This window comes from Paenibacillus sp. PastF-3 (assembly GCF_029893135.1).
In the GTDB taxonomy this organism is placed as follows: Bacteria; Bacillota; Bacilli; order Paenibacillales; family Paenibacillaceae; genus Paenibacillus_AQ; species Paenibacillus_AQ nitricinens.
The window spans coordinates 13,502-27,778 of sequence record NZ_JARXWM010000033.1; the positions used below are offsets into that span (position 1 = coordinate 13,502).

10 protein-coding genes are annotated in these 14,277 nt (G+C 43.7%); 5 read left to right on the forward strand and 5 right to left on the reverse strand.

All coding sequences use genetic code 11. The features are described 5' to 3' along the window. Window positions 1-339: 339 nt before the first annotated feature. From M2444_RS32860 to M2444_RS32880, 5 genes are all read right to left on the reverse strand, one after another. Window positions 340-1,722 (reverse strand): HAMP domain-containing sensor histidine kinase, encoded by a 1,383-nt coding sequence (locus M2444_RS32860; protein WP_280789067.1) that lies wholly within the window; start codon window positions 1,720-1,722, stop codon window positions 340-342. After that, the gene (locus M2444_RS32865) at window positions 1,719-2,396 is read right to left on the reverse strand and encodes a response regulator transcription factor (RefSeq protein WP_280789068.1); all 678 of its coding nucleotides are present in this window, start codon (window positions 2,394-2,396) and stop codon (window positions 1,719-1,721) included. The genes M2444_RS32860 and M2444_RS32865 overlap by 4 nt, the downstream gene beginning before the upstream one ends. A 59-nt stretch (window positions 2,397-2,455) precedes the next feature. Next, complete coding sequence (locus tag M2444_RS32870) at window positions 2,456-4,429, reverse strand: serine hydrolase domain-containing protein (RefSeq protein ID WP_280789069.1); 1,974 nt, start codon at window positions 4,427-4,429, stop codon at window positions 2,456-2,458. A gap of 217 nt (window positions 4,430-4,646) precedes the next feature. Further along, window positions 4,647-5,921, reverse strand: a complete 1,275-nt coding sequence (locus M2444_RS32875) for an MFS transporter (RefSeq protein ID WP_280789070.1) — start codon at window positions 5,919-5,921, stop codon at window positions 4,647-4,649. A gap of 18 nt (window positions 5,922-5,939) precedes the next feature. Then, window positions 5,940-6,845 (reverse strand): ArsR/SmtB family transcription factor, encoded by a 906-nt coding sequence (locus tag M2444_RS32880; protein ID WP_280789071.1) that lies wholly within the window; start codon window positions 6,843-6,845, stop codon window positions 5,940-5,942. A 220-nt stretch (window positions 6,846-7,065) separates the two neighbouring features. On the opposite strand from M2444_RS32880, the gene M2444_RS32885 reads away from it, so the two are divergent. The 5 genes from M2444_RS32885 (at window position 7,066) to M2444_RS32905 (ending at window position 14,196) form a co-directional block, all read left to right on the forward strand. Continuing rightward, on the forward strand, window positions 7,066-8,409 hold the full coding sequence (locus M2444_RS32885; RefSeq protein WP_094870037.1) for an MATE family efflux transporter: 1,344 nt from the start codon (window positions 7,066-7,068) through the stop codon (window positions 8,407-8,409). Window positions 8,410-8,427: 18 nt separating this feature from the next. After that, window positions 8,428-10,758 carry a bifunctional glutamate--cysteine ligase GshA/glutathione synthetase GshB gene (gene gshAB / locus M2444_RS32890; RefSeq protein ID WP_280789072.1) on the forward strand — a complete coding sequence of 777 codons (2,331 nt, stop codon included), beginning with the start codon at window positions 8,428-8,430 and terminating at the stop codon, window positions 10,756-10,758. A 109-nt stretch (window positions 10,759-10,867) separates the two neighbouring features. Further along, entirely contained in the window at window positions 10,868-12,154 is a 1,287-nt protein-coding gene (locus M2444_RS32895) for a glycoside hydrolase family 5 protein (protein ID WP_481857556.1), read from the forward strand. Window positions 12,155-12,164: 10 nt separating this feature from the next. Continuing rightward, window positions 12,165-12,812, forward strand: coding sequence for a response regulator transcription factor (locus M2444_RS32900; RefSeq protein ID WP_094870040.1), 648 nt, complete (start codon window positions 12,165-12,167; stop codon window positions 12,810-12,812). Next, window positions 12,796-14,196, forward strand: a complete 1,401-nt coding sequence (locus tag M2444_RS32905; RefSeq protein ID WP_280789073.1) for an ATP-binding protein — start codon at window positions 12,796-12,798, stop codon at window positions 14,194-14,196. Before M2444_RS32900 ends, M2444_RS32905 begins: the two co-directional genes overlap by 17 nt. Window positions 14,197-14,277 lie beyond the last annotated feature (81 nt).

The window sequence follows — 14,277 nt, forward strand, 5'->3', positions numbered from 1 at the left end:
GCATTTGGCGTTTTAAGTGCTGCGCATTGCGCTGGCGGACGCTCCGCTTTTCCACAATCAGTCCGTTCTCTCCGCTGCCATCAGCGCGAACCCCAAAACACAAACCCAAAACCGAAGGAAGGCTCAAAGAACCCCCCTTCGGTTTTTAGCCGAAGGGGGGCGGCAGTACCTAGTGGCTGGAGCTTTGGCCACAGATATTACAATCAGTTGCAGATCTAGTAGCGATGCTCCTAGATCTAACCTTAAAAAAACAGGCGATGCACCGGTCTACCGGTATCGCCTGTTTTTTGATTCTATGATATTTAAAAGATGTTAGCTTAGTGAGCCTCGTTTGGGTTGCTATTCTTGGCTCTTTCGGCTGGGAGCAGACGGAGAGACGGGTAAACTAACGATAATCGTCGTTCCTTCTCCAACCGCACCATCTATCTCTATCCTTCCCTGATGCAGAGAGACGATTTTTTTAACGATCGCAAGTCCGAGGCCATTGCCATTGTTGTTTCCGTTCCGCGATTTGTCTATTTTATAAAATCTTTGGAATACAGCCTTGAACTCTTCCGGGGACATCCCGATTCCATTATCGCTGATGGTGACGGATACTTCTGCTGCACGACTATCTATACTGATGCGAATATTCCCGCCTTCCGGTGTGAATTTGATGCTGTTGCTGAGCAAATTCATCCATACTTGCTTCAGTTGATCTTCATCACCCTTGATTTTGATCGCTTCCGGCAGTTCAAGGTCGATAACAATGCCTTTGGCTGACCATTGGGGCTCACAGGTCACAACGATGGTTCTAATCTGCTCGTCAAGATTGAAGGGACTTGCGTTGAAGGGATGATGTTCAGAATCCAGGGAAGCGAGCTTCAGTAAATTATCACTTAGCCTCGATAGGCGCTCACTCTCCGCAATGATGATATCAAGATACTCGCTGCGTTCCTCCTCCACGATTAAATCATGGTTCAGTAGCGCCTTGGCAAAGCCGGAAATGGACGTAAGCGGTGTCTGGATTTCATGAGAAACGTTGGATACGAAATCCTGCCTCATCTGTTCCAACTGCTTCAGCTCCCTTGCCATCTCCACATAGCTCTGTGTCAATTCCCCGATTTCATCTATTCGGTTCACTTTAAGCTCCACCTCGAAATCACCCTTGCCCAGCCTTTTGGTCGCATTCGTCAGTGCTTTGATCGGCTCCACCAAATATCTGGCGGCAATAAGAATACATACACTACCCAGTAAAAGCACGAGCAAAAGCACAAATAGCATCATTCGATTGACGAAATTTTCGTTCTCAGCAGAATACTGCAAGAACATCGCACGCCACTCCCCGTCCAACATAAAGGGCATCCCGATAAAAATATCCTTATCGTCCGCGGAGGATCGGTAGAGCTTTCCTTGTAGGACTTGTTTGACAGCATCGGGGGGGACCATGACAGCTGGACTACCCTTGAGCCCATAAAAGGTATGGTCCCCGGCATGATTGTACAGGTGGATAGGGTATGCAGATACCTTAACCATACTATTCAGGAACTCGTCCGTATCTTTAGGTTTGGCGTCATTATAGCGGTGAATGATCTCTTTTCCTACTACGATCATTTCATTCTGTCCCTCATAAGTTATTTGTTTCTGAAAGACATACAAACCAATGAAAAAGGAACAGATTAGACTAAAGATAATGATGCCTAGAAACGTGAGAATGACTCGTACATACAACGTCTTGATCATGGCGTAAGGATCAGCCGGTATCCCAGACCGCGAGCCGTTTCGATTTGAAATTGCTCGCCCTTGCCGCTGAATTTCTCCCTCAACCGACTTATGTGCACATCTACAGTCCGGCCGTCTCCTTCATAATTTAATCCCCAGACCTGAAGGATCAACTGTTCTCTTGTGAAGATTTGCCCAGGATGGCTGGCCAGCAGAAACAGCAGCTCAAATTCCTTCAAAGGAATTGTGACTGGTTCTTCACCACGCGTGACCTGAAAAGTTCGGCGGTTGAGAACCACATTGCCCAACTGCACAGACTGGGAAGTAACGACCAGCGAGCGTTTAAGCAAAGCTTTTACTCGCATTACCAGTTCAAGTGGATCAAATGGTTTTGTTAGATAGTCATCCGTACCAAGCTGAAAACCTTTCACTTTGTGGACGGATTCCGCTTTAGCTGTCACCATGAGGAGGGGGATGTTGGCATCCCAGCGCCTGATTTCTCTGCACAGATCCCAACCATTAAGTCCTGGCATCATAATATCTAGAATGACGAGATCGACACGCGAATTCTGTATAATGGACAGAGCTTTGGTACCATCCCTGGCTTCTTTGAGTTCAAAACCTTCTTTTCGCAAAAATAAAGATATTAGCTTTCGGATGTTATCATCATCATCAGCGATAAGTATAGTAGCCACGATTTTCCTCCTCTATTAAGCTTTCATTATATCTGAATTGTTCTTAGCAAGTAATGGTGTTATCCGAACTGCCAACCCAACAGATTCCAATAGTAGAAGAACAGAGTCATTGCCACAGCAGAAAGCGTCACTAACGTATAATGCACCCGCTTGAAAGCTGTCCAGTACTTATTCTTCCAAACCAGTATAGCCGAGATTAACAGAGCTAAAGTCAGACCCACCAAAATGATTGGCATAACTAAACTGAGAGAAAGCGAAAGACTGATACCGCTGTACTTCTGCATCGTGTCCATGGACATAACCACCATGAATATCGTGACGAAAGATAGCAGCGCCCAACCAGCAGTTCCCGTAGACAGTCGGATGGCCCATTTTTCCGGTGGCGTCATTGCCTTGATCTTGCGTCTGGAAAAGATTAGTCCGAGCAATGCAGTGATAAAAATAAACCCAGAGAACCCTAGTACGATAAGCCAAAATTTATTCTGATCCAAGAGAGGCGTACGCTCCAGCGGCATATCTGGTACCATCCCTAAGATCATATGTGTAACCTTACCGGACTCATTCGTGCGGAAGGCAATTTGTTCGGCACCTCCCTCGAGTTGGAACATATTCGGACCGACTTCTCTGTACAATTGTTGTTCACTACCACTTCCCAAGGATAGCTTATTATCCTCAACCGAGACATTCAGCTGAGCGAAAAAATTGAAAAACTTATCAATATCACTGATGTTTCTGCGGGTAAATTGATAGGATCCTGCGAATTTCTGAATAGATTCATCAGAAGCGATGAATTCAGGCTGACTCCCATCAGGAGCAGGGTAGTAGCGGTTGAAAAAGGCTTGGATGAGGTCTGATGCGGAATCACCGCCCTCACCGCCGCTGTAGGATACAAAGATGCCTACATGCTTGGCAGGCACAAGATACAATCCCGTATTAAACATGGGGTCAGAACCACCATGAGTGATCAGCGTGAGCCCATTGATTTGTTTCTCTGCGAACCCAAGATCCACTCCCGGCAGACGTTTATCAAATTGAAACGCCGTTGAATGCATTAGTTCTGCCGTCTCGGGTCTCAGAATCTGCTGGTCACCATAGTTGCCGTTCTGCAGATGGGCGATCATGAAATGTGCCATATCTACTGCTGATACTGTACCCGAGCCGGCAGGACGAAACCCTCCCTCGAAGGTAGGTGTGCCTGGAATAAAACTACCGTTGTCGCTGTTGTACCCGACAACTTTGTTGGGCATGAATGACTCCGGCAAAGGTTCTACTACAGTCGAATATTTCATGTCGAGCGGATCAAAAATATATTTCTTTATATAATCATTGTAAGGAACACCGCTAACTTCCTCTACAATTAGACCTGCGAGTGTAGCACCGTAGTTCGAATAAGAACTTATCTGTCCGGGTGGTCTTACTCGTGACAACATATGCTTATTGAGTGTTTCCGAGATTGACCCCGGCAATTTGGCAGGGTCTGTAGTGATTTGATAACCAACTCCACCTTCTTCGAACCCTGCTGTATGTGTCATCAAATGGCGCATAGTAATCGGCTCAGGATAAGTAGCAGGGATCTTTACTGATTTCAGGTAGGTATTAATATCCGTGTCCAGATTAATTTTACCTTGCTCGACCAGTTGCATTACCGCTGTCCAGGTGAATAGCTTTGTCGTCGAAGCGATTCGAAACATGCTGGTTGTCGGATCAACCGGTGCCGCTTCTTCCAGATTGGAACTGCCATAACCTTTGGCCAAAATAATTTTGTTATCCTTTACGATCGAGATGACCGCTCCCGGAATTTGCAGCCGATTCATATCTTTTTCCATAATGCCATCAACGAAGGTAGTCAGACTAGCGGTATCATCAAGATTGGCGGGTGCTTCAGTCTGAGCTATAGGTAGCACGGTTTGATCCGTCTTGGTCTCGGCCGATGCCTGTTTTCCGGGCAACACCAGACTTGCTCCTAATCCGGCACTAATCACAGCCAATAGGGTTAGAACAGCGATCAGTCTTTTTTTTATAGATGTTAACATTATTATCCTCCGCATCATCAATTATTGGGCTTGGATGATCATCCACCTAACGCTTATAGAGATTATCAGAGTAGTGTGAATGGAACGTTAACAAGACTATAAAAAACAGACTGCCATCCGCCGCCTTTAACGACAGAGGGTAGTCTATTGTGAAAAAATTAAAATAAACAGCGGTAGTTTTCTATTAGAATCAGGGAACTCTTCTACATATCCTCACTTATCGTTCAGCTACAACTCCTTGTGACGGAACTTCCACAACGGGTCGCCTATGGGTGGACTCAAGGGTGGAAAGGTCCCCATCCAGTGCTTTGAGTCCGGGGAGTAGCAAGGCTGCGCTAGCACAGAGCATTGGAAGCAGTCCGGCGATTATAAAAAGCACAGGTACCCCATAATGCTCGGCAATCGCACCACCGGCAAAAGCACCAAAAGGCTGCAAGCCGCCACCGATCAGAAAGCGAATAGAATTGACCCTTCCTTGCAGATTGCTCGGAACTAGACGTCCATGGAGTGACGAGCTTAAGGAACCGAAGAAGGGAGCTAACGCTCCAGTAGCAAATACGGCGGCGAGAGCAAAAGAAAAATTAGGGAATAACCCCCATAAGGTAGTCACTAAACCTATGGTCCCCAGACTGCCAAGCATGACAAATCGCCTTTTTTTTATCTCCCCGATCATGGAAATCACACTTAGCCCGACTAAGGTTCCCAGCGCTAAAACCGTACTTAGCGTGCCCATCGTTGCCGCATCGCGGTGGAGCACTTCGCGTACAAAAGGCACCATCATCGTCCAGACGGCAATTGAGCTTAAATTACTGATGGAGGCCATGATCATAATCGTAAGCATTGCAGGAAATTGTTTATAGAAGGTAAAGCCCTCGGCTATCTCGCGAACGTAAATAGTGATGGAGAAACGACCTGGGGCTGGAGAAGGTTTTGGTAGCTTTTGTAAACATAGCAGGGTAGTTATGGCGGCTACGTAACATAACATGTTGATGCTAAGGGCTGGCAGCGCTCCACTGGCAGCGGTCAACGCTCCAGCTAAGGCAGGTCCCAGTAACACTGCTGCGCTTTTACTGCCATCAATGATAGCAAAAGCCCGCACCAGCTTCCGGCTGTCAGCAACGCCGGGAATAACAGCCATCGCTGTTGGCATGAACAGTGCGGCGCAGGCACCGCTTAGTCCGGCAGCGACAAACAGATGCCACAGCTGCAGCTGACCCGCTAGACCCATGCCAAGTGGCAGGGCTATAGCCAGCAAGCGAATGGCTGCCAAGCAGGCCATAAAACGGACCCGGTGCAGCCGATCAGACAACGGTGAACCGAGCAAGCGCAACAGTAGCTCAGGTATGCCAGAGCTGAGCGCGAGTGCTCCCATCGCTAGCTTAGAACCGGTTAGCTCATAGACGAGCCATTCCATAGCCAGCAAGCCAAAGGCATCCCCAAAAGCGCTTAAAGTAATGGTCGAGAGAAGACCATAATAGCTGCGTTTTATCATAGCTTGGTAGCTCCTTTTTTAACTCTCCAGATACGTCCCAATCTGCTGGGGCAGTCCATTTAAGGCTTCCAATCGTAGGCTGTACGAAGCGCTTCTAGCATGGGTATGGACAATGACCAGCCCAGCTGCGCGCAGCGCGATAAGATGGTAGTGGATTGTGCTTTTGGAAAGTCCTACTTCACGTACGATTTCTGTGAAATTGAGCTGTTTCCCTGTGAGTAAACGAAGGATATACAGCCGGGTCTCATCCGACAATGCTCGAGTAAGGCGGAGTAGTGCAGGAGCAGGCCGTCCGGCTTCCGGAGGGAGAACATCACAAGAGTAGCTAGTGAACACGAATTCATCATACATAGAGGTGGTAACCAGTGGACGCGCATGATATTGCGGGATGATAATGACCTGCTTCAGATGTTCGTTTGGATAAAGGCGCATGCCAGCGGTAGCTGCTTCAAACACTTCCATGTTATTATTGCCGCTTAGCATCGCGCGTCTTGATTCGGCTTCCTGCTCAAGCCCTTTGATGATATTAGGGTCGATTCCACTGAAGTATCCCGCGTTCCATTCGCGCAGGATATCAGAAGCAGTATCCCTAAGCTCCGCAAGATTGGAGGGAACTGATTGGCCGAAACGTCCGGAAATTTCATATAGCTCTCCAGATGTTAAAGCATCGAACCAGACCAAAAATCCCTCTACCGAACGCTCGCCCGGACAAGACCAAATATAGGGGGCCAAACTGAAATCATCAAGTTTTTTAACGACCTCTTGCATTTTACGAAGGAGCATGGGTGCGAATCTTGCCTGAACATCGCGTACCCAGAGCTTACCGGAATCCATGGCAGTATGGTTCTGCTTGCTTAGAAAGGCAGTCATACTACTAACACATTCATACATGGGTGCAAAATCAACTTCTACTTTATAATCCATGAGCTGCTCCATTCTTTCAGTGAAATACTGAACTTCCTTATTGTTCTATAAATATAGAACTACTTGTTGGTTTTATTGTAAACGAACTCTTTGTTCTTTTCAATAGCCATTTCACCGAAAAATCCGAACTCAAAATAATGTTTAAATATAATCAATTGATTATATAAGTGTGCGGTTATATAATGAATTTGATATTTAAATGAAGAAGGTGTAATTAGACTTGAAGGACACAAACGATTTGACTCAGGGTCCTATAATGCCTACCTTAATGAAATTAACGCTTCCGATTATTGCGACGAATTTCATCTCTACTACTTATGGTCTAGTCGATATGATTTGGGTTGGAAGGTTAGGAAGTGGTCCGGTTGCCGCGATTGGTACAGCGAGTTTTTTTATTAATCTAGCGATTGCTTTATCGACTATGGTTACGATCGGCACAGGGATTAAGGTGGCGCATTGTATGGGATCTGGTCAGTTAGAGAAGGCTAAATCTTATATAAAGAACGGATTTATGATGTCTATTTTATTAGGACTTCTCTATATGAGTTTAGTGCTATTAACCAAGAATCAGTTGATTGGTTTTTTTGATCTTGGAAGTGATGAAGTAGAGCGGATGGCTAGACAATTTCTAATGATTTCGATATTTGGATCGGTATTTTCCATTGTGAATACGTTATTCGCAACTCTCCTAAACGCTATGGGAAATAGTAAACAACCGTTTCAGATCTTCTCCATTGGTCTTATGGTTAATATTGTCCTTGATCCATTTTTGATTTTTGGCTGGGGCAGTTTTGAGGGCTGGGGAGTAGCGGGGGCCGCTATTGCAACATTAATGGCGAACATTTTGGTTACGGCTCTTTTTATCATGAAGACAAGAAAGTCAGAACTCATTTCAAGCACATCCGCGTGGGACAGTCGTCAAATGAAAGAAGTCATCCGCATGGGGCTACCAATAACGATCCAACGGGTCACCTTTACGATCATATCAATCATCATTGCCAAGATCATTGTACGATTTGGAGCGGATGCTATTGCGGTTCAAAAAGTAGGAATCCAAATTGAATCCATTTCCTATATGACCATTGGCGGACTACAGGGAGCTATTGCTGCCTTTTTTGGTCAAAATTATGGAGCACGTCGCTTCGATCGTATGGGGCAGGGGTATCGTCAGGCCTTAATTTTAACCTCCATTTTTGGCGTGATCGTGTCGCTTCTATTTATTGCGTTCCCGCAGCAGCTATTTTCATTGTTTTTATCAGACCAGACAAGTTTGGAATTGGGCGCAGATTATATGCGGATCATCGGTTACTCACAGGTATTCATGTGTCTGGAATTGATGACAGTAGGTGCTTTTAACGGCATGGGTCAAACCCACATTCCACCGATCTTTAGTATTTCATTTACTGCACTCCGAATTCCACTAGCCTTACTCTTATCCGAACCTTTTGGCTTGAATGGGGTGTGGATGTCGATTGCGATAAGCAGTGTTTTCAAGGGAGTTATTCTAGTGTTCTGGTTTAGAAGATCTTTGTTCAGAATGAACAGACAGCAGGTAAACTACTAAGCAGAGGATGAGCGTGAAATGGCTTTATTAAATCGTAAACTCATACAGCTTCTAAGAGATAACCAATTAAATAAGGAGATTTTTCATGGCGAATTTGGACTAGAAAAAGAAAACGTCAGAGTGGATCCAGAAGGAAACCTTGCGCTGACACCACATCCAAAAGCCTTTGGAAACAAGCTGGAGAACCCCTATATTCAAACGGATTTCTCAGAGAGTCAGGTTGAAATGGTGACACCCTCTTTTGATTCTATTGAAGAGACTTATAACTTTCTGGAGGCGCTGCAGGATATTGTGTCGATAGAGCTTAATGAAGAATATCTATGGCCAAGTAGTAATCCTCCCATGCTACCGAATGATAAGGACATTCCTATTGCCAAAATGGGTAATCCGGTAGAGGACGAATATAGACATCAGCTAGCCGATAAGTATGGCCGCAAAAGACAATTGCTGAGCGGGATCCATTATAATTTCTCTTTTGATGAACAATTTCTAAAAAAGCTTCATGATATCGCAGACCCACAAGAGAGCTTTAAAGATTTCAAAGATGCTACCTATTTAAAAATAGCCCGCAACCTATTGCGATACCGCTGGCTTCTAATTTATTTAACAGGTGCTAGTCCTGTTTTTGATAAGACGTATATGGAGCAATGTGTGGCACGTGGTGAATCAGATGATGACAAAAGCTTCTATTATCTGAATATGAATTCACTGCGAAATAGCGAATGCGGGTATCGGAATGAAAAGCCTCTCTATGTGTCTTTTGACTCGCTTACGGAATATGTACATGATTTACAAGCGTTGATTGAATCGGAAGAATTATTAAGTGTAAAAGAGTTCTATAGCCCGGTTAGAGTGAAGACGGCAAGAGGTAAACATCCGTTAGAGGAGCTGCTGCAGGATGGGATAGCCTATTTGGAGCTTCGTTTTATTGATCTCAATCCACTCTATAAAATAGGAATTAGCAAAGAATCAATGATTTTTATACATCTGTTTATCGTGTATATGCTACTGAAAGAGGACGAACCGTTCGGCGTAGAGGATCAGAAGCTGGCGAATCTTAATCATGATCAATTGATCATGGAGGGGATTCAAGGCTGTTTGCATGATAACGGAGATTCTTGCGAGGCAATGGAGCAGAAGGCTTTAATTTGTATACAAGAAATGCAGGATATGATTCAGCTATTGAACCCAGAGGATAAACAGCTCTCGAACGTTCTGAACGGAGCTAAGGATAAGATTCTAAATCCAGATCAGAGCTTTGCAGGGATTGTGAAGTCGGAAGTTCAACAATCCTCTTTTATTAAATATCATCTGAATAAAGCCAAACGATATGCTAAGGAAAGTCTTGCGAATGGATACCGATTTGTAGGATATGAGGATTTGGAGCTATCTACACAGCTTCTGCTGAAGGCAGCGGTTAAACGTGGGATTAAGTTCCAATTGCTCGATCGGGAAGAGAACTTCGTTGTACTTACGAAAGGCGATCATAAAGAATACGTTAAGCAGGCTACGAAGACATCCCTTGATTCTTACAGCACGGTACTAATTATGGAGAATAAAATTGTTACGAAGGAAGTTCTCAAACAACAAGGCATTCGTGTTCCCTCAGGTGAGGCTTTTGGAGATTTGAAAGCGGCAATGAATGCCTATGACACTTATCGTAATAAGCCAATTGTGATCAAACCCAAATCAACGAATTTTGGACTCGGCATTACTATTTTTACAGATGAGTTCTCCAAAGAAGACTATCAAAAAGCCTTCACTATCGCCTTCGAGCATGATCGGACAGTACTGCTTGAGGAATTTATGACGGGGAAAGAATATCGTTTTCTAGTCATGGGTGATGAAGTAGTCGGAGTATTGCACCGGGTTCCGGCGAATGTGGTCGGTGATGATGTACATACGATTGAAGAGCTGGTCCACGAAAAGAATAAGGATCCGCTAAGAGGTCGTGGCTACAAAACTCCGCTTGAGAAAATTCAGATCGGCGAAGCAGAGGCGATGTTCTTGAAGAATCACGCGCTGACTTGGAGCGATGTTCCTTCATTGAATGAGACCATTTTTTTACGGGAGAATTCGAATATTAGTACTGGTGGAGATAGCCTAGACTTTACAGATGAGATTCCACACAGCTATAAAGAACTAGCCATTGAATCAGCTAAAGCTGCGGGGGCTACGATTTGTGGAGTGGATATGATGATCGATGATATGCAGGAAGAAGCGACCGATACCAATTACAGCATTATTGAGATCAATTTCAATCCAGCAATTCATATTCACTGTTATCCTTATAAAGGGAAGAACCGAAAGGCAGATGAGCGGATATTGGATTTATTGTTTGGCGAATGAACAGAAGCTCAGCCAGTACTATTGGTTGAGCTTTTGCTTTTAAACGATTTCCACCCCTTGTGACACTCTTGTAACAGAGATTGACTACGATAGGTTATGAGGTGAGAGAATGAAGAAAGCTAAAGGTTTTATCGTGTTGATCTTATTGTTGGTTGTAGGATGTAGTTCTGTAACACCGCAAGCTAATCAAGAACTGAAGATAGAAGAGAAGAAGGAAGAGAAGACCGAAAGGAATGAGAAGATGGCCTTCTGGGAGGACCAGAGAAAAGGAGCCAATTTCATGAATTCAAAATCTTTACCGGAAAACTATGATGCTGCCAAAGAGCAAAACATTGAATTCATTCGACTTGCACCAGATAAATGGGCAAAAGGCAGGGACTTCCTGTTCAATGACAAACTGGATGCGAACCCGGATAAAGATTTTCTAATAGGGAATGCAGATAAGTATGAAGGGATGGTTGAGGCGGATTTTGCCGAGTTAAAAGCGGACTTAGATGCAGCGGAGGCTCGGGGCTCCAAAGTGGTGCTGACCGTCCTCAGTCTCCCCGGAGATCGCTGGAGGCAGTTCAATAATTACAAAAATGATGATCGGATATGGAAGGATTTCAGTTATCATGAACAAGCGGCAGTGTTTTGGAGAGATCTAGTAAGCCGGTTGAAAGATCATCCTGCGATAATCGGTTATAACCTGATAAATGAGCCACATCCGGAGACGGCGACTGGATTTCATGACTTCTGGACTCAGGATTACAACGAATGGTATAGCTCAGTCGAGAATACGCCTGCGGATTTAAATCTTTTATATGAGACAATTGTGACCGCTATTCGTACTGTGGATACCAAGACACCTATTATCGTCAATTCTGGTCTGTATGCTACACCGTGGGCCTTTAAATATTTGAAACCTATCGAAGACGAAAATGTGTTGTATGCTTTTCATATGTACGAGCCTTACGAGCTAACCAGTCAGAATAAGAAAAAAGGGTTAACCTATGAATATCCTGGAACGATAAAAGTCGGAGACAATAAAACGGAAAAAGCATTTAATAAAGAGACCTTAAAGGAATTTCTGGAACCTGTTGCGCAGTGGGCAAAGGAACATAATATTCCCGCAAATCGGATTGTTGCCGAAGAGTTTGGAACGAATCGGTTAGTAAAAGGTGCAGATCAATACATGGCTGATTTAATCTCGATTTTTGATGACTTTGGCTGGCACTGGGCGTTTTATGCCTTCCGAGAGGATACATGGGACGGAATGGATTATGAACTGGGCAATCAGCCCCCAACTTGGGAATATTGGCAAGCGATAGAGAAAGGTGAACAGCCCCCTCGAACAGCAGTAGATCATAACCCGATTTGGGAAGTATTGAAGAAAGGACTTGAAGGAAAGGAGTAAATGATGCTAATTGAACATTCTAATTGCCGATGATGAGAAACATATGACCCATATCTTGAAGACTTATTTTGAAAAAGAGGGCTATAACGTTTGGGTAGCTGCAGATGGGGAGGAGGCGCTAGAGCTCTTTTTTTCGAATAAGATCGATCTTGTGGTATTGGATTGGATGATGCCGAAGCGAAGCGGGATTGAGGTGTGTAATGAAATCAAGCAGGTTAGTTTAGCTAAAGTGGTGATGCTGACCGCCCGATCTTCCCATGACGATGAATTTAGCGCTTTAGATATCGGTGCAGATGAATATATAAGAAAACCATTCGACCCACGGATTTTAATGCTGAGAATCAAAAAAATGCTGGGTACCGAAAAAGTGGCTGCTATACGGGATTTAGAAATTGATTTTGAGCGGAAGAAAGTGTACAAGCAGGGGGAGGAGCTGTCCCTTTATAAAAAAGAATTTGAATTGCTAACCTTCCTCTATGAGAATAAAGGCCGGATTTTGTCTAGAGATGCTTTGATATCTTCCGTTTGGGGGATGGACTACCTTGGCGAAGAAAGAACCGTGGATACACATATTAAGAGATTGCGCGATAAGATTGGGGCTGACCACGTAATCACACACAGGGGAATGGGGTACAGCTTCCATGATAAAAATCAATAAAATAAGCACCAAGTTATTGATTATGGTAAGTATCATTCTGCTGATTGTGTTTGGAACATCTTATTTATTGCACAATTTTTTCTCGTCCGATTATTATCTTTATAAAATGAAAACCAAGATTAACGCTATTTATGAAGAAGTAAAGGATCTCAGTCTGGATCAGCTCAAGGACAATGAAACAGCGATCGAGAACAATAACAATGTAACGATTGTGAGGGTTGAGAACAGAGGAAGCGTGACAGCAATTAACGAGAACATTCAATTTGCGTTGTTTAAAGATAAGGTGGCACTCAATAAGTTTTGGATTACAGAAAAAGTTTTGCAAAAGGTAAACGAAGGAAATACGGTGAATCTTTTATTTAATCAGGGGAAATTGAAATCCAGCCTGTTAACGAAAATATACGAGCAGGATGGCAGTTTGATTCTCATCGGCACTGTGGTTGTGCACAATACCGATGCTTTAAATATCGTAAATCAATTCAGCTTCTATTCCATTCTTTTGGGGATTATTATCAGCTTGCTGTTAGTGGCATTTTTTTCAAAAAAGATTATTACCCCATTAGAGAAGCTACAGGATGTCGCGAAGGATATCTCCAATCTTGAATTTAAACAGGTGACGATTAAAACGGGGGATGAAATCGAAGAATTATCCAAAAGCATTAACCAGATGAGCCAGCGCCTGAAAAGTGCCCATGCAGAGCTGGAGCAGAAAAATCAAAGCTTAAACACACTGATCTCAAGCATTTCACATGAAGTGAAGACACCGTTATCCCTAATTCAAGCGTATACCATTGGCATTCAAGACGATTTGGATGATGGTACGTATACGGATATCATTTTGGAGCAGGTGAAATATACGTCGGATATGGTGGATTACTTAATTAAACTGTCCAAAATCCAAAAGACCGAAGTCCATAAAGAAAGATTCGATCTTAAAGAGCTTCTGCTCAAAGTGATCTCACAATATAATATTACGCTCAAAAATAAAAATCTGATTTTACAGAGCGACTTCCATGCGGTTAATCGATCCATCGTTGAAGAGGATATCAGCCAAATAGAAATTATATTCAACAACTTAATTAGTAATGCCATTAAATATGGGGAAGAGAATGTTTTTGGAATATCGCTAGCGAATGATAGCCACGATACCCTGAAATTCACCATTACAAATAAAACCACGCGCCTAAAAGAGAAGCATCTAGCGTATATCTGGGACCCGTTCTATGTGATCGAGGAGTCTCGGAATAAAGAAATCTCCGGTACTGGACTTGGCCTGTCTATCGTCGCGGAGATTCTAGCTAAAAATGATCTGAAATACGAAGCCACATTAGAGGACTCGTATATTAGTTTTAGTGTTTGGTTTGATGTTGAGATTACAAAATGATGAGTACTTTGGTATCTTCGTATGAACATAATATATACCTCGATTAAATGATTAGATTAGGGAAAACCTCCCTTTGTTCGT

Bases quoted from the DNA above. Each gene is read 5' to 3' on its own strand.
- M2444_RS32875 (WP_280789070.1), bottom strand. From the start codon at position 5,921: ATGATAAAACGCAGCTATTATGGTCTTCTCTCGACCATTACTTTAAGC.
- gshAB (WP_280789072.1), top strand. From the start codon at position 8,428: ATGGCTTTATTAAATCGTAAACTCATACAGCTTCTAAGAGATAACCAA.
- M2444_RS32870 (WP_280789069.1), bottom strand. From the start codon at position 4,429: ATGTTAACATCTATAAAAAAAAGACTGATCGCTGTTCTAACCCTATTG.
- M2444_RS32895 (WP_481857556.1), top strand. From the start codon at position 10,868: ATGAAGAAAGCTAAAGGTTTTATCGTGTTGATCTTATTGTTGGTTGTA.
- M2444_RS32905 (WP_280789073.1), top strand. From the start codon at position 12,796: ATGATAAAAATCAATAAAATAAGCACCAAGTTATTGATTATGGTAAGT.
- M2444_RS32880 (WP_280789071.1), bottom strand. From the start codon at position 6,845: ATGGATTATAAAGTAGAAGTTGATTTTGCACCCATGTATGAATGTGTT.
- M2444_RS32860 (WP_280789067.1), bottom strand. From the start codon at position 1,722: ATGATCAAGACGTTGTATGTACGAGTCATTCTCACGTTTCTAGGCATC.